This is a genomic window from Erwinia sp. TECH1 (assembly GCF_054057575.1).
Map to the genome: position 1 here is coordinate 58371 of NZ_JBSRZK010000001.1, position 16159 is coordinate 74529.

Genomic DNA, 16159 nt, shown 5'->3' on the forward strand with positions numbered 1-16159 from the left:
AATGTAAACGAATCGTTGCTAAAGGTCATGCTAAATAATCAACACGCGTGACTATTTGGCGGAAGCTTTTTGGAATCAGCAGGATATAACGAAGAAAACAAAAGCCAGTCGGATGACTGGCTTCTGACTGATGACAAACTCACCCTCTGTCAGCATTCTGAAGATATTAACGCTGCATGGCTTTGTCGTAGGTGCCGCCATCCGCAAAATGCGTTTTCTGCGCTTTGGCCCAGCCGCCGAACTTAGGATCGTCGATGGTAAACAGCTTCACCGGCGCGAATTTGTCGGCATATTTTTTCGCCACTGCCGGATCGCGCGGACGATAATAGTTTTGCGCCGCGATATCCTGACCTTCCGGCGAATAAAGGTATTTCAGGTAGGCATCGGCCACTTTACGGGTATCGCGCTCGTCGACCACTTTATCCACAACGGATACCGTCGGCTCGGCCAGAATCGACTCACCCGGCGTCACAATCTCAAACTGGTCTTTGCCAAGCTTGTTGACGGCCAGGTAAGCTTCGTTTTCCCACGCGATCAGCACGTCGCCGATGCCGCGTTCAACAAAAGTATTGGTTGCGCCGCGTGCGCCGGAATCCTGTACTTCAACATTCTTAAACAGCGCCTTGATATAGGCCAGCGCCTTGTCGTTGTCGCCGTTGTTTTTGTCCAGCGCCCAGCCCCAGGCAGCCAGATAGTTCCAGCGCGCGCCGCCAGAGGTTTTTGGGTTTGGCGTGATCACGGAAACGCCAGGCTTCGTCAAATCCTGCCAGTCGTGGATCTGTTTTGGGTTGCCCTTGCGGACCAGGAACACAATGGTGGAAGTATAAGGGGCGGAGTTTTCCGGCAAACGCTTGATCCAGTTTTTGTCGATGCGTCCGCGCTCGGCAATAGCGTCCACGTCGGAAGCCAGCGCCAGCGTCACCACATCGGCGCGAATGCCGTTAATCACGGAGGTCGCCTGCTTGCCGGAGCCGCCATGCGACTGACGGATCACCACGTTATCGCCTGTTTCCTGCTTATAGTGCGCGCTGAAAGCTTTGTTGTACTGCTCGTAAAGCTCACGGGTAGGATCGTAAGAGACGTTTAACAGCTGGATATCTTTTGCCAGAACACTGGTTGAAGCCAGCAGCAGGGTTAATCCGATGCTCCACTTTTTCATTATGCGCGCTCCCAAAGGTTTTTTCTGGCAGAGAGCGTGACACAAAGTGACTGCTGACTTAAAGAATTAAAAGATAGCTGTAATAACTGAATGGAATATCACTTTGCATAATAAAGGCGCTGACAGGCAGCGCCTGAAAAGTCATTACGATTTAATAAAGACGTTTAGCCGTATCCAGCCAGTCGCCTTTAAATGGACGCTTCATATTCTCAATGGCGTCAATAATATCGTGATGCACCATCTTCTCATTCTGAATACCGACGCAGCGGCCGCCGTAGCCCTGAAGCAGCAGCTCGATAGAGTAGGCGCCCATCCGTGAAGCCAGAATGCGGTCATAGGCTACCGGCGCGCCGCCGCGCTGAATGTGGCCCAGCACCGTCGAGCGGGTTTCGCGTTTGGTTTCGGATTCGATATATTTCGCCAGCTCGTCGATATCGCAGATGTGCTCGGTAATCGCCACAATCGCGTGCTTTTTACCTTTAGCGATGCCCGCTTTAATCTCCTGCACCAGCTCTTCGCGGGTAAACGGAATTTCCGGCAGGACGATAAATTCGCAGCCGCCCGCGATCGCTGCCGCCAGCGTCAGATCGCCGCAGTAGCGGCCCATCACTTCGACAATAGAGATACGCTGATGGGAAGAAGAGGTATCACGCAGGCGGTCAATGGCCTCTACCACCGTTTCCAGCGCGGTAAAGTAGCCGATAGTGTAATCCGTACCGGCCACGTCGTTATCGATGGTGCCCGGCAGGCCGATGCAGGGAAAGCCCATCTCCGTCAGCCTTTTGGCGCCCATATAGGAGCCGTCGCCGCCAATGACCACCAGCGCATCAATCCCGCGCTTTTTCATATTCTCAATGGCCACGGCACGAACGGACTCTTCGCGGAACTCCGGGAAACGCGCTGACCCCAGGAAAGTACCGCCGCGGTTGATCATATCGGAAACGCTGTAGCGATCCAGATTTACCATGCGGTCTTCATATAATCCCAGGTAGCCGTCATAAATACCAAAAACTTCAAGATTTTCACTCAGCGCCGCACGAACGACACCCCGAATAGCTGCATTCATGCCAGGCGCGTCACCGCCGCTTGTCAGTACACCGATTTTTTTGATCATGACAACCTCTGAACTTGTTAATGCAAATTTTAAATTCTGAACGCCTTGGGGGATCGGCGTACGCGAGCGATCGACTAATGTTGGCAATAGTATATCAAAGCCTTTTAGCTGAATTGATTCAGGTCAGAGATCATTCTGCTATTTTTCCATCGCAAAATAACTCTTTCAGGCAATTTTCGGGTAACTCTTTTAACTCTCTGAAAATCATAGCCCATTCAGCTCCTTTTCAGGTACTACCGAGCAGGGATCCTGGTGAATAGTAATATCAGAACCGGGAAAAGCTTTCAGCAACGCTCGTTCAACTTCTTCCGCAATCAGGTGCGCCTGAAACAGCGTCAGATGGTCTTTTAGTTCCAGATGCAGCTGAATAAAACGCGTCGGGCCGGAAAGACGCGTGCGGATATCGTGTACGCCTTCCACACCGGGCCACTGGCCGGCAATGGTCGCAATTTCTGCCTTCTCTGACTCCGGCAGCGCCCTGTCCAACAGCAGCTGTACTGCTTCGTACCCCATCCGCAGCGCGTTATAGAGGATCCAGACGCCGATACCCAACGCAAACAGCGCATCGGCGCGTTTAAAGCCATACCAGCTCAATCCCAGCGCTATCAGGATGGCGCCGTTCATAATAACGTCAGATTGATAGTGAAGCATATCGGCGCGAATGGCGAGACTGTGGGTTTTGCGCACCACCCAGCGCTGAAAAGCGACCAGAAGTAGCGTAGAAAAGAGCGCAATAAGCGTGACGATAACCCCAACCAACGGCGCACGCATCCCGGCAGGCGTCGACAGATGTTGTAATCCCGTCAGGAAGAGGAAAAGCGCGGAGCCGGAGATAAACATGCTTTGCGCGAGCGCGGCCAGCGATTCGGCCTTGCCGTGTCCGAAGGTATGTTCCTCATCGGCAGGTTGCAGAGAGTAGCGCACCACAAAGAGGTTAGTCAGCGAGGCAGCAATATCCACCAGAGAATCCACCAGCGCCGCCAGCAGGCTGACCGAGCCGGTATACCACCAGGCGAAAATCTTCACCAGAAGTAACAGAGAAGCCAGAGCCGTAGCCGCCAGAGCGGCAGAGTTAACCAGGCGCGCATAATGCTGTGCCATATCGCACTCCGTTCAGGACAGTGGCTTAAGTATACCGGATTTCGGGCAAAAAAAGCCCCGTTATCATGAGGGGAAAGACAGGGGTGGCATTAACCAGTCAAAATTAACTCATTGATAAAGATATTTATATTAAAAAAAACGCATCCTGGTCTCATTAAAAAACCTTTTCCGGATGCTGTTTAACAGCGTCTATTGTGATGCGCTAATACGCTCTAACGCTGCCTGAGTCAGAAAGCCCGAGCGGCTTTTAAACGCCGGGTGCCTGGCAACGAAACGATCGATCCGGTCAATAAGAGACTTAGGCAAGGTAACGTTAATTTTTTCAGCGCCGCCCAGCAAACGAAGTATATCCACCTCCACCAGCGCCCACGTATAGCCCGCGAAGTCAGGGTTTTTAGCCAGCGTGCCTACAGTGGCCACGGCAGGAATGTCCTGCCCCAGCTCGACCAGTAACTCTATATGGAGTTATTGGGGTTATCCTTTCACGTGATCGGAAGACAAGCGGCTGTAATGAAGGTTTTTTGAGAAATCATCAGAGGCGGGAAGTGTGAAAAGCCCGATAAAAAAAACCCCCACATCATGTGGGGGAAGACAGGGATGGTGTCTATGGCAAGGAAAAAAGGGATATTCTGCTACTGGTTACTGCCTGTGCTACTTACAGCCTGCAGCGGTGTAACGTGCTGCGCTTCCGTCAGGCGGCGCATTTCGTTTATGCGCTGCTGATGCTTCTGATTCAGAACGGCTTGCTGCGTCGGCGTCAGCAGGTGATACATCTGGTAGCGCACTCGCGCCATCTCTACCTGCCGTGCTACTTCAGCCTGAGCAATTTTGTCGACGCGGGCTTTATAGGCCGCCTCATCAAATTTATCTGCAATAATCATTGCGTGCAGCTGTTCTAAATCGTTAATACTTATGGGAGAACGCTCATGACGAGCCTGCTGCATCAGATCCCGTAACTGCTGGCGCTGCTGTTCGGTAAGATCGATGCCATCAAACATGTGGTTTTGCGGAACTTGCGCCATACTGCCTGGCACTGCGCTACCCCGATGCATCTCGTCAAACGTCGTCACATCTGTAGCCCATGCGGCGGAGAAGCTGAGTATCAGCGCCGGAACCACAACGACGGCGGTAACTTTGCGCATCGTTAACTCCCAGGTTGGTTTCCATATTTCGATTCAACGAAAATCAGTCTACGGGGGCAGCTGCAAACATGCGTCAGGGGGTGTAAAACTACGTAAAGTCATGGATTGCGGGCATTCGTTCACGGTATTTTGCCTGTGGAGGGCGATAAAAAATGAATAAAATCCTGTTGGTTGACGACGATCGCGAATTGACTTCGCTATTGAAAGAATTGCTTGAAATGGAAGGGTTCGACGTACTGGTAGCTGGCGACGGCGAACAGGCACTGGCCCTGTTGGATAGTTCTGTCGATCTGTTACTTCTCGACGTTATGATGCCCAAAAAGAACGGTATTGATACCCTGAAAGAGCTGCGTCAGCAGCATCAAACGCCGGTTATCATGCTGACCGCGCGCGGTAGCGAGCTGGATCGCGTTCTGGGGCTGGAACTGGGCGCGGATGACTATCTGCCTAAGCCCTTCAACGATCGCGAACTGGTGGCCCGCATACGCGCAATTTTACGCCGCTCCAACTGGAGTGAACAGCAGCAACAGCACGACAGCGGTTCCCCAACGCTGGAGGTTGACCATCTGCGCCTGAATCCGGGGCGTCAGGAGGCCAGCTTTGACGACGTCACGCTGGATTTAACCGGTACCGAGTTTACGCTGCTCTATCTGCTCGCGCAGCATCTGGGCCAGGTCGTCTCTCGCGAACACCTGAGCCAGGAAGTGTTAGGCAAACGCTTAACGCCGTTTGACCGCGCCATCGATATGCATATTTCCAATCTGCGCCGCAAGCTGCCGGACCGCAAGGATGGACATCCCTGGTTTAAAACGCTGCGCGGTCGGGGCTATCTGATGGTCTCCGCTACATGATATCGAGCCTGACTACCCGCATCTTTGCCATTTTTTGGCTGACCCTGGCGCTGGTGCTGATGCTGGTGCTGATGGTGCCCAAACTGGATACCCGTCAGATGACGCCGCTGCTTGATAATGAGCAGCGGCAGGGCACCATGATAGAACAACACGTCGAGGCGGAGCTGATGCAGGATCCGCCCAACGATTTAATGTGGTGGCGCAGGCTGTTTCGCGCCATCGACAAGTGGGCACCGCCGGGTCAGCGCCTGCTGCTGGTGACGAGCGAAGGCCGCGTCATCGGCGCACAGCATAACGAAATGCAGGTTATCCGTAACTTTATCGGCCAGTCCGATAACGCCGATCATCCGCAGAAAAAGAAATATGGCCGCACAGAGATGCTCGGGCCGTTTTCCGTGCGCGATGGCGAAGACAGCTATCAGCTCTATCTGATCAGGCCTGCCGGCAGTTCGCAGCTGGATTTTATCAACCTGCTGTTTGACCGCCCGCTGCTGCTGCTGATAGTCACCATGCTGATCAGCTCGCCGCTGCTGCTCTGGCTGGCGTGGAGCCTGGCGAAACCGGCGCGCAAACTGAAACACGCGGCCGATGACGTGGCCGCCGGCAATCTGCGGCAACGCCCTGAGCTCGAATCTGGCCCGCAGGAGTTTCTCGCCGCCGGTTCCAGCTTCAACCAGATGGTGAGCGCGCTGGAGCGAATGATGACCGCGCAGCAGCGCCTGTTGTCCGATATCTCGCACGAGCTGCGCACGCCGCTGACGCGATTACAGCTGGCTACCGCGCTGATGCGTCGTCGCCAGGGCGAAGGTAAAGAGCTACAGCGCATTGAGATGGAGGCGCAAAGGCTGGACGGCATGATCAACGATCTGCTGGTGCTGTCACGCACCCAGCACAAGAACGCGCTGGTCAGCGAAGCCATGAAGGCCAATCATCTCTGGTCAGGCGTGCTGGACGACGCCCGGTTTGAAGCGGAGCAGATGGGCAAAACGCTGGAAGTCCCCTATCCGCCAGGGCCGTGGCCGCTTTACGGCAACCCGAGCGCGCTGGATAGTGCGCTGGAAAATATCGTTCGTAACGCGCTGCGCTATTCTCATAGCCGTATCGTAGTCAGCTTTTCCGTGGATAAACAGGGTATTACCATCCATGTGGATGATGATGGCCCGGGCGTCAGCGCGGAAGATCGCGAGCAGATTTTCCGGCCGTTTTACCGTACCGACGAGGCGCGCGACCGTGAATCTGGCGGCACCGGCCTGGGGCTGGCGATTGTGGAAACCGCCATTCAGCAACATCGCGGCTGGGTGAAAGCAGATGACAGCCCGCTTGGCGGACTGCGGCTGACGCTCTGGCTGCCGCTCTATACCAGCAACAGCTGAATTTGCTATGCTGCGGCCCTTGTGAACGAGGGCCGCTGCTGATGCTGAATATCGTACTTTTTGAACCTGAAATCCCCCCAAACACGGGCAATATTATTCGTCTGTGTGCCAATACAGGCTTTCGCCTGCATCTGATTGAGCCGCTGGGTTTTACCTGGGATGATAAGCGTCTGCGCCGGGCTGGTCTGGATTACCATGAATTCACCGCCATCCAGCGTCACGCCGACTATGCGGCTTTTCTGGCAGCCGAACAGCCGCAGCGCCTGTTTGCGTTGACCACCAAGGGCACGCCCGCGCACAGCGCCGTAAGCTATCAGAAAGGGGATTATTTGCTATTCGGCCCGGAAACGCGCGGCCTGCCCAAAGAGATCCTGGACGCGCTGCCTGCGGCGCAGAAAATTCGTATTCCAATGCAGCCGGACAGCCGCAGCATGAACCTGTCGAATGCGGTTTCCGTGGTGGTTTATGAAGCGTGGCGCCAGCTGGACTATGCGGGCGCGCTGATTAAAAGCTAAATACCGTCGCCGAACTCAAAGCCCGGCACCATACCGTTGAAGTGCTGATCCATCTCCATTGACGGTTTGTCGCTACTGGGTTTGCCGACGATGCGCGCCGGTACGCCGGCCGCCGTGGTATGCGGCGGCACGGGCTGTAGCACCACGGAACCGGCGCCGATTTTGGCACCGCGTCCCACTTCAATATTGCCCAGCACTTTCGCGCCTGCGCCAATCATCACGCCTTCGCGGATTTTAGGATGACGGTCGCCGCTGGTCTTGCCTGTACCGCCCAGCGTCACTGATTGCAGGATAGAAACATCATCTTCAATCACGGCGGTTTCGCCCACGACAATGCCTGTGGCGTGGTCGAGCATGATGCCGCGCCCGATCTTCGCGGCCGGATGAATATCCACGGCAAAAGAGACAGAGATTTCGTTTTGCAGATAGATGGCCAGCGCACGGCGGCCTTCATTCCACAGCCAGTGGCCGATACGGTAAGCCTGTAGAGCATGAAACCCTTTCAGATAGAGCAGGGGCGTAGAGTATTTATCAATGGCGGGATCGCGCTGGCGTACGGCCTGAATGTCGCAGGCGGCTGACTGGATCATAGAGGCGTCCTGCTTATAGGCCTCCTGGACAATCTCGCGGATGGCGATAGCGGGCATGATTGGGTTAGCCAGCTTGTTAGCCAGCATATAGCTCAGCGCGCTCCCCAGATCATCGTGCTTTAACAAGGTAGCGTGGTAAAAACTGGCCAGCATCGGCTCGCCTTCCGCCAGCGCCCGCGCTTCCTCTTTGATATAATCCCAGACCACCCCGGGCTCTACACACGGCATTACTCTACTCCCCATCAAATAACAGAATACTGCGGCGCTTCCCTGTCTCAGCTGATGCTGTTTTCGTCTTTCCGTGTACGCCCAAGCAGGCTTAATGCTGCCTCCCGCGCGTTCTTTTCGCAATACAATACCTGATAAATTTGCTCGGTTATCGGCATCTCCACGCCGCAGCGTGCGGCCAGCGCCCTCACCTCTTTGGTATTTCGGAATCCTTCCACTACCTGCCCGATAGTATTTTGCGCCGCCGTCACGTCCATTCCCTGCCCCAGCATCATGCCGAAGCGGCGGTTGCGCGACTGATTATCGGTACAGGTCAGCACCAGATCGCCCAGTCCCGCCATGCCCATAAAGGTGGCGGGATCGGCCCCCAGCGCTACGCCCAGCCGGGTCATCTCCGCCAGGCCCCGGGTAATCAGCGCCGTTCTGGCGTTGGCGCCAAAGCCGATACCGTCAGAAATACCCGCGCCGATGGCGATAACGTTTTTTACCGCGCCACCAAGCTGCACGCCGGTGAAATCTGGGTTGTTATAAACGCGAAAGCTTTTGCCGCAGTGGAGCAGCTGCTGTAAATCGTCGGCAAATTCGGCATCCGTCGCGGCCAGCGCGATCGCCGTCGGCATGCCCGCCGCCAGCTCTTTGGCAAAGGTCGGGCCGGACACAATCGCCAGCGGCAGATCGTCACCCAGGATTTCGCGCGCCACGTCCTGCAGCAGCCGCCCAGTCTCTTTTTCAAGCCCTTTGGTGGCCCAGACAATGCGGGAGTCGCTGCGCAGGTGCGGTTTAATTTGTTGTAACAGATCGCCGAACACATGGCTGGGCACAACCACCAGCAGATCGCGGCTGGCGGCAATAGCCGTCGCCAGGTCGCTCTCAAGGCTCAGCGAATCGGGAAAAGGAACATCGGGCAGAAAAGCCGCATTGCAGCGGTCAGCCTGGAGCTGCGCCAGATGCTGTGGGTTATGGCCCCACATCACCACGTCGTGTCCGTTACGGGCCAGCGTGATAGCCAGGGCGGTGCCGTACGAGCCGGCACCGAGTACACTCATTGAGGCAGGCATTATGCATCCTGTTGCGGAGCGGCGCCTTCACCTGACTGCTGCTGCAGATAGTTCATAAACAGCGCGTCAAAGTTAACCGGCGCCAGGTTAAGCTGCGGGAAGGTCCCACGGGAAACCAGGCTGGTAATGCATTCGCGCGCATAAGGGAACAGGATGTTCGGGCAGTATGCGCCCAGGCAATGCGCCATCTGGTTGCCGTCAATGCCGGCCACGGAGAAGATGCCCGCCTGCTGCACTTCGCACAGGAAAGCCGTATCTTCGCCCACGGTGGCGGTCACGGTTACGCGCAGAACCACTTCGTATACGTCATCAGCCAGCAGAGTGGATGCCGTATCCAGATCCAGTTTCACTTCTGGTTCCCACTCTTTCTGGAAAACCTGCGGCGCATTTGGTGCTTCAAAAGAGACGTCTTTAGTATAGATACGCTGGATCTGGAAAGACATCTCGGTGTTATTTTGTTCTGACATTTTAAAATCCTATGGGTTAATAATCCGTTATTGCGCCACTTGCCCGCGTTACTGCAGCAGCGGGTCGAGGCCCTGGCGGCCCTCGAGGGCATAGAGGTCGTCACAGCCGCCAATATGCTGTGCATCGATGAAAATCTGCGGAACGGTGGTACGGCCGCTGCGTTTGATCATCTCTTCGCGCTTCTCAGCGTCGCCGTCGATAGCGATTTCCTGGAACGCTACGCCTTTCTGAGCCAGCAGCGCTTTGGCGCGATGACAGAAAGGACAGGTTGCTTTGGTGTAGATCTCAACGTTTGCCATACCTTCGTCTCCAGAAATTATTTGCCACGCACCAGCGGAAGGTTTTCACCGCTCCAGCCAGCCACGCCGTCTTTCAGAATGAAAACCTGTTCAAAACCGGCGGCGTTCAGCTGCGCAGCAGGATCGGCTGCAGAAACGCCGTTAGCGCACACCACGATAACCGGCTTCGTTTTGTGTTTTTCCAGTTCGCCAAAGCTGCCCTTTTTGATATCGGCAGCCAGCACGTTGATCGCGTTAGAAATATGGCCTTTACGGAAGTCATCGCGCCCGCGCACATCCACTACCACGGCTTCTTCTTTATTAATCAGACGCGTTGCTTCGCCGCGACTGATGGTTTTTACCTTGGAGAACATGCCCTTAACAGTGGTCACGATCACCAAAACCAGCAGGACGACCCATGCCAGACTAAGAAGGGTATGATTGCCTGCGAACTGCATAATATCTTGCATGAGGGGTAACAACTCCCGAAAGGGTTAATAAGCGAAAACAAGGCTTCTGAGTATACCTGCCAGGCGTTTCATGTACAGACGCGATGCCGTCAGAGTTGCTTTTTCTGCGGCAAATTTCCCAAAAAAATTGGCTTATGTCATAAACGTTCGATCCGAAGGTTAACGCAGCAATCCTGACTGGCGATTAATTGCGCAGCGACCCTCTTTGCGTCTGCGCTTTCCGGTCAGCCGCCTCGCTTTGTCACCGATGGAAACGCAAAACCCGCCGGCGAGGCTGGTAAGGCGCTGTTCATCGTGGAATAATCCTCCTCCTATGAGGGAAAAAGCGACAGTTTCATATCAACGAACCCCAGCTAACGGATTGGCCTCTGCACCCCCGTTACGATCGGGCATGTTCACGCTGTCAGCCAGCCTGTTTTGCGCTGGCCTGCTTCTGCTGCCCGCTATCGGCCACGCAGACGACACGAAATCCGCGCTCTCCAGCCTGCGTGCCGATATCGCCGCCAAAGAAAAAAGCGTTCAGCAGCAAAAACAGCAGCGCAGCAAGCTGCTCGACCAGCTGCAAAGCCAGGAAAAAATCATTGCCCAGGCCAGCCGACAGCTGCGTGAAACCCAGCGTACGCTTGGCGCGCTCAATGGCGAGATCGCGGCGCTTACCGCCTCGATCGGCAAACTGCAAACCCAGCAGGCGAAGCAGGAAAAAATGCTGGCCGAGCAGCTGGACGCCGCCTTTCGCCAGGGCCAGCACAACGGTTTACAGCTGCTGCTGAGCAGCGAAGAGAGCCAGCGTAGCGAACGTATCCTGGCCTACTTCGGCTACCTGAACGATGCGCGCCAGAAATCGATCGACGATCTGAAAAAAACGCGCAGCGATCTCTCTTCCCAGAAAACCTCGCTGGTCGACAAGCAGGCGAAGCAGAAAGCGATGCTTTCGCAGCAGGAAGTCCAGCAGCAGAAGCTGGAAAGCGCTCGTGCGGCGCGCCAGAAAACGCTGACCACGCTGGAATCCTCGCTGGAGAAAGACCAGGCGCAGCTGGAAGAGATGCGGGCGAACGAGAGCCGCCTGCGCGATAAGATCGCCAAAGCGGAGCGGGAAGCCCGCGCCAGAGCCGAAAAAGAGGCCAAAGAAGCGCAGCGCGTGCGCGAACGCGAGGCGCAGGCTAAAAGCAAAGGCACCACCTATAAACCCACCGAGGGCGAGCGCTCGCTGATGGCGAGAACCGGCGGTCTGGGCAGGCCCGGCGGCCAGCTGCTGTGGCCAGTGCGCGGCACCCTTGAGCACCGTTTCGGCGAGCAGCTGCAGGGTGAACTGCGCTGGAAAGGACTGGTGATCGACGCGCCGGAAGGCCGGGAAGTCAAAGCCGTTGCCGACGGTCGCGTGCTGATGGCGGACTGGCTACAGGGCTATGGTCTGGTGGTGGTGGTGGAACATGGCAAAGGCGATATGAGCCTGTACGGCTACAATCAGAGCGCGCTGGTCAGCGTGGGCGCTCAGGTCAGGGCAGGCCAGCCGATTGCGCTGGTCGGCACCAGCGGCGGGCGCGGCACGCCTTCGCTCTATTTTGAAATCCGCCGCCAGGGACAGGCCGTTAATCCACTTCCGTGGTTGGGAAAATAACTTTTGTCTTATCTTTATAAATTCAGCGGCGCGCTGACGGGTCTGCTGATGGCCTGTTCGGCGCACGCGGGTAAACTCGCTATCGTCATTGACGATTTTGGCTATCGTCCGGCGCAGGAAAACCAGGTATTACAAATGCCGGCAGCCATTTCCGTGGCGGTATTGCCGGACGCTACCCATGCTCATGAAATGGCAACGAAAGCCCACCAGCGGGGACATGAGGTGCTGATCCATCTGCCGATGGCGCCGCTCAGCAAACAGCCGCTGGAAAAAAACACGCTGCGCCCGGACATGTCCAGCGAAGAGGTAGAGCGGATTATCCGGGAAGCCGTGGCTAAAGTTCCCTACGCCGTGGGGCTGAACAACCATATGGGCAGCGCGATGACTTCCAGCCTGCCGGGCATGCAGAAAGTGATGCAGGTGCTGAACCACTACAACTTTTATTTTCTCGACAGCATGACCATCGGCAACAGTCAGTCGACCCGTGCCGCAGCGGGCACCAGCGTTAAAGTGATTAAGCGCCGCGTCTTTCTGGACGATACGCAAAACGAAACCGATATTCGCACACAGTTTTTGCGCGCGGTGCATCTGGCCCAGCGCGACGGCTCCGCGATTGCTATTGGACACCCACACCCGACTACGGTGAAAGTACTGCAACAGATGCTGCCGACGCTGCCAGCCGATATCACGCTGGTCAGTCCGGGTCAGCTGCTGAACGAGCCACAAAACGCAGGCCGTCAGGCGCCGCCGACCGTCGCGAAACCGACGCCGCCGCGTAATCCGTTCAAGGGCGTGAAAGCCTGCCCGGGCAAGCCTGAATTTGTGCCGGCCAGCCGCGCGCTGAACGCCATAACGGAAAGCCTCGCCGACAGCGCGGGCGTCCGCTATATCAATACTTACTTTTCCGGCCTGAAGCTGGAACTGGGCAACGATTAATCTTCATGCCGCATCACGTCGGCTAAACGAGTCTGGAAGCGGCATGATGGCGCCACAGCGTAAAAAAATTCTGTTACTGGATACCGGCAATGAATGGGGCGGCGGCACCAACAGTATGCTGGAGCTGCTGAAGCGTATCGATCGCAGCCAGTTCGATATCCGCTGCTGCTTTTACCATAACTACCGGCGCGGCAGCGGGGATTCCATTGAGCAGGTGCTGGCTTCGCTGGCTATCCCCGTTACCTTTATTGCCCAGCGCAAACAGCCGCGCTGGGCGAAGCTGCTTAAAGAGCTGCTGCGTTCGCTGGTGTTTTTCCATCGCGGCCTGCGGCTGAAAGCCACACGTTTTGTCGATAAGCTATGGCGCATCCGGCCCAACGCCCTCGCTATTCGCCAGCTGCTTATTCAGCAACAGAGCGATATGTTGTATATGAATAATCAGCCCGGCTCCAACGCTGAAGGCTATCTGGCTGCCCGCGATCTGCCCGTCAGCGTGGTGCAGCACTGCCGTATTGAGCCGGTGCTGGATCGCGAGCTGGTTGCGATGGTCAACCGGCGCGCCGATGCGGTTATCGCCGTCTCCAACGGCGTACGCGAAGTGTTGCTGGCCAACGGCGTAGCGGCGGAAAAATGCCTTACCGTTTTTAACGCCATCGATATTTATCAACCGTTACCGGAACGGGCCGCCATGCGCCGGCAGCTGCCGGACGTAACCGACGATACCTTTGTTTTCGGCAGTATCGGCTCGCTGATTGCCAGAAAATCCAATCACCATACCTTGCAGGCGTTGGCGAAGTTTGCCGCTGCTTTTCCCAAAGCCGACTGGCGTATGGTGATATTGGGCGAAGGGCCGGAGCTGGCGGCACTGCAGCAGCAGGCGGCGCAGGCCGGGATTCAGGATCGCGTGATTTTTACCGGTTTTCGCAGCAACCCGCTGGATTATCTGGCTGCTTTCGACGTTTTTATTCTGGCGTCGAAAAGCGAAGGCCTGCCGCGCGTGGTGTTGGAAGCGATGCTGCTCAACACCGCTGTAATCGGTTCAAAAGTCACCGGCACGGCGGAGCTTATTGAGCATAACAAAACCGGCCTGCTGTTTGATTATGGCGATACACAGGGCCTGTTCAAACAGATGGAAACGCTGTGGCTTGATGCTGAAAAGCGCCAGCAGCTTCTGCGCCAGGCAAACCAGCACGTCAAAGAACACTATGCCATTGAGCACTACGTCTCTGGCGTGGAAACCATTTTGAAAACTGCGGCTTATGGAAACTCATCGCATGTTTGAATTTTTGAACCCCCGATTTCGGCATATTCGCGCACGGCATAATATTTCGTATCAACAGCCAGAAGTTCAGGGCGCTGTTCCGGTGACCTCTGTTGTTATTCCTTGTACGGGCGCGGATTTTGTTGAAGAGGCCAGGCTGAGCGCGCTGTTCGCCTCGCGCTTCGCGCCTGCGGCACAGGAAATCGTCATCGTCAGCGACCAGCCTGTCGAAGCTTTCGGCCAGCTGCCGGAGAAAACGCGCGTGGTGACGCTGGATGTGCCCGTGCGGGAAGAGAGCTATCGTTATAAGCAAATTTACCGCAGTCGCCTGATCAAAATACAAGCGCCTTTGTATGCCGAGACGGACGGCATTTTGATGATCGATTCCGATCTCAATTTACTGAAAATGCCGGAAATCAACGTGCGGGACAACCATCTCTATTCCAGCTTCCGTCAGGGGAAAATGGCCGCCAAGCTGATGAGCGCGCCGGAAGAAAAACGCCCGGCGTACTATCGGCACACCATCCGACCTTTTTTGCAGGATCATGCCAACAGCGCCTTTCTCGTTGCTACCCGGTCGACCTGGAAACGCCTCTGTCCGTTGTGGCTGGCGATGTTTAAAGATACCTGGGAAATTCTGGATGATTCGCAGCCGCCGACCGATCAGCTGCCGCTGGCCGCGCTTCTGGATCTGCTGGATTTCAAAACGGTTAATTTAGGTGACTGGGTAAACTGGCCGGTTTCTAAAAAAATCGGTGGCACTACAGCAGCCATTCCTAAAGAAGTAGTGGGCGCGCACGGCGGGTTCCCGCTGGACGAATGGCAAAAATATTTGCAATCCCCTGATACGCCGCTGACGTTCAAGGGCCAGGATTATACCCGCAAAGTACGCTATCTGACCGACGCGGAAAAGCTGAAGTAGTTTGCCGCCTCCGGCCGGAATTTACCTTCTCTTACGGAGTCATCCGGCTGTTTGAGGCGGGCTGAGATGTTATGATATCAGGCATTAGCGCGTGAACTTTGTGTTTCACCCACATTCTTAAAGGTTAAAACTCATGATTATCGTCACTGGCGGCGCGGGATTTATCGGTAGTAACATCATCAAAGCGCTGAATGACAAAGGCCACACCGATATTCTGGTGGTCGACAACCTGAAAGACGGCACCAAATTCGCCAACCTGGCGGATCTGAATATTGCCGATTATATGGATAAAGAAGATTTCCTGATCGCCATTCTGGCCGATGAAGACTTTGGCGACGTCGAGGCGGTTTTCCACGAAGGCGCCTGCTCTTCCACCACCGAGTGGGACGGCAAATACATGATGGATAACAACTATCAGTACTCCAAAGAGCTGCTGCACTACTGTCTTGAGCGTCAGATCCCTTTCCTGTACGCCTCTTCCGCCGCGACTTACGGCGGCCGCAACGATAACTTTATCGAAGAGCGTCAGTATGAGCAGCCGCTGAACGTCTACGGCTATTCCAAAATGCTGTTTGACCACTATGTACGTGAGATCCTGCCGGAAGCGCAGTCGCAGATTTGCGGCTTCCGCTACTTCAACGTGTATGGCCCGCGCGAAGGGCATAAAGGCAGCATGGCGAGCGTGGCTTTCCATCTGAACACCCAGCTGAACAACGGCGAAAATCCAAAACTGTTTGAAGGCAGCGATAACTTTAAGCGCGACTTTATCTATGTGGAAGACGTCGCCGCCGTCAATCTGTGGTTCTGGGAAAACGGCGTTTCCGGCATTTTTAACTGCGGAACCGGCCGTGCCGAATCTTTCCAGGAAGTGGCCGACGCCGCGCTGAATTTCCATCAGAAAGGCCAGATCGAATACATTCCTTTCCCGGAAAAACTGAAAGGACGTTACCAGGCCTATACGCTGGCGGACCTGACCAAACTGCGCGCGGCGGGCTACGATAAGCCGTTTAAAACCGTGGCAGAAGGCGTGGCCGAGTATATGGCCTGGCTGAATCGCAACGCGTAACGGGACGGA

Annotated in this window: 17 protein-coding genes and 1 pseudogene; 8 read left to right on the forward strand and 10 right to left on the reverse strand. The window is 55.6% G+C overall.

Going from position 1 to position 16159, the window contains the following annotated elements; translation table 11 throughout:
* Positions 1–166: 166 nt before the first annotated feature.
* The 5 genes and pseudogenes from ACVWZ0_RS00260 to cpxP form a co-directional block, all read right to left on the reverse strand.
* Entirely contained in the window at positions 167–1159 is a 993-nt protein-coding gene (locus ACVWZ0_RS00260; protein ID WP_253457041.1) for a sulfate ABC transporter substrate-binding protein, read from the reverse strand.
* A 151-nt stretch (positions 1160–1310) separates the two neighbouring features.
* Positions 1311–2273 carry a 6-phosphofructokinase gene (gene pfkA, locus ACVWZ0_RS00265; protein ID WP_125290594.1) on the reverse strand — a complete coding sequence of 321 codons (963 nt, stop codon included), beginning with the start codon at positions 2271–2273 and terminating at the stop codon, positions 1311–1313.
* A gap of 204 nt (positions 2274–2477) precedes the next feature.
* Positions 2478–3374 (reverse strand): CDF family cation-efflux transporter FieF, encoded by an 897-nt coding sequence (gene fieF, locus ACVWZ0_RS00270; RefSeq protein ID WP_253457039.1) that lies wholly within the window; start codon positions 3372–3374, stop codon positions 2478–2480.
* Positions 3375–3563: 189 nt separating this feature from the next.
* A pseudogene (locus ACVWZ0_RS00275) lies at positions 3564–3836 on the reverse strand (type II toxin-antitoxin system HicB family antitoxin); the annotation flags it as partial.
* Positions 3837–4006: 170 nt separating this feature from the next.
* Positions 4007–4516, reverse strand: a complete 510-nt coding sequence (gene cpxP, locus ACVWZ0_RS00280) for a cell-envelope stress modulator CpxP (protein WP_253457037.1) — start codon at positions 4514–4516, stop codon at positions 4007–4009.
* A 152-nt stretch (positions 4517–4668) separates the two neighbouring features.
* On the opposite strand from cpxP, the gene cpxR reads away from it, so the two are divergent.
* From cpxR to trmL, 3 genes are read left to right on the forward strand one after another with little or no spacing between them, the layout of a single operon-like run.
* A complete protein-coding gene (gene cpxR, locus ACVWZ0_RS00285; RefSeq protein ID WP_125290597.1) occupies positions 4669–5367 on the forward strand; it encodes an envelope stress response regulator transcription factor CpxR in 699 nt (232 codons plus the stop codon).
* The gene (gene cpxA / locus ACVWZ0_RS00290) at positions 5364–6740 is read left to right on the forward strand and encodes an envelope stress sensor histidine kinase CpxA (protein ID WP_125290598.1); all 1377 of its coding nucleotides are present in this window, start codon (positions 5364–5366) and stop codon (positions 6738–6740) included. The genes cpxR and cpxA overlap by 4 nt, the downstream gene beginning before the upstream one ends.
* Before the next feature lie 41 nt (positions 6741–6781).
* A complete protein-coding gene (gene trmL / locus ACVWZ0_RS00295) occupies positions 6782–7255 on the forward strand; it encodes a tRNA (uridine(34)/cytosine(34)/5-carboxymethylaminomethyluridine(34)-2'-O)-methyltransferase TrmL (RefSeq protein WP_125290599.1) in 474 nt (157 codons plus the stop codon).
* On the opposite strand, the gene cysE is transcribed toward trmL, so the two are convergent.
* From cysE to ACVWZ0_RS00320, 5 genes are read right to left on the reverse strand one after another with little or no spacing between them, the layout of a single operon-like run.
* Positions 7252–8073: a serine O-acetyltransferase gene (gene cysE / locus ACVWZ0_RS00300; RefSeq protein ID WP_253457035.1), complete on the reverse strand. Its 822-nt coding sequence runs from the start codon at positions 8071–8073 to the stop codon at positions 7252–7254. The genes trmL and cysE overlap by 4 nt on opposite strands.
* A 47-nt stretch (positions 8074–8120) precedes the next feature.
* Positions 8121–9131: an NAD(P)H-dependent glycerol-3-phosphate dehydrogenase gene (gpsA, locus tag ACVWZ0_RS00305; protein ID WP_253457033.1), complete on the reverse strand. Its 1011-nt coding sequence runs from the start codon at positions 9129–9131 to the stop codon at positions 8121–8123.
* Positions 9131–9598 carry a protein-export chaperone SecB gene (secB, locus tag ACVWZ0_RS00310; protein ID WP_125290602.1) on the reverse strand — a complete coding sequence of 156 codons (468 nt, stop codon included), beginning with the start codon at positions 9596–9598 and terminating at the stop codon, positions 9131–9133. The genes gpsA and secB overlap by 1 nt, the downstream gene beginning before the upstream one ends.
* Before the next feature lie 48 nt (positions 9599–9646).
* Entirely contained in the window at positions 9647–9898 is a 252-nt protein-coding gene (gene grxC / locus ACVWZ0_RS00315; protein ID WP_125290603.1) for a glutaredoxin 3, read from the reverse strand.
* A 17-nt stretch (positions 9899–9915) separates the two neighbouring features.
* Positions 9916–10347: a rhodanese-like domain-containing protein gene (locus tag ACVWZ0_RS00320; protein ID WP_253457030.1), complete on the reverse strand. Its 432-nt coding sequence runs from the start codon at positions 10345–10347 to the stop codon at positions 9916–9918.
* Positions 10348–10660: 313 nt separating this feature from the next.
* Here ACVWZ0_RS00320 and envC point away from each other — a divergent pair, with 313 nt between their 5' ends.
* The 5 genes from envC to rfaD all read left to right on the forward strand — a co-directional run bounded on the left by envC (position 10661) and on the right by rfaD (position 16150).
* A complete protein-coding gene (gene envC / locus ACVWZ0_RS00325; RefSeq protein ID WP_253457027.1) occupies positions 10661–11965 on the forward strand; it encodes a murein hydrolase activator EnvC in 1305 nt (434 codons plus the stop codon).
* A 48-nt stretch (positions 11966–12013) separates the two neighbouring features.
* Entirely contained in the window at positions 12014–12901 is an 888-nt protein-coding gene (locus ACVWZ0_RS00330; protein ID WP_253461186.1) for a divergent polysaccharide deacetylase family protein, read from the forward strand.
* Positions 12902–12947: 46 nt separating this feature from the next.
* Positions 12948–14183, forward strand: a complete 1236-nt coding sequence (locus ACVWZ0_RS00335; RefSeq protein WP_253461184.1) for a glycosyltransferase — start codon at positions 12948–12950, stop codon at positions 14181–14183.
* Positions 14176–15084 carry a hypothetical protein gene (locus tag ACVWZ0_RS00340; protein ID WP_253457024.1) on the forward strand — a complete coding sequence of 303 codons (909 nt, stop codon included), beginning with the start codon at positions 14176–14178 and terminating at the stop codon, positions 15082–15084. Before ACVWZ0_RS00335 ends, ACVWZ0_RS00340 begins: the two co-directional genes overlap by 8 nt.
* A gap of 133 nt (positions 15085–15217) precedes the next feature.
* Positions 15218–16150 (forward strand): ADP-glyceromanno-heptose 6-epimerase, encoded by a 933-nt coding sequence (gene rfaD / locus ACVWZ0_RS00345; RefSeq protein ID WP_125290606.1) that lies wholly within the window; start codon positions 15218–15220, stop codon positions 16148–16150.
* The last annotated feature ends 9 nt before the right edge of the window (positions 16151–16159 follow it).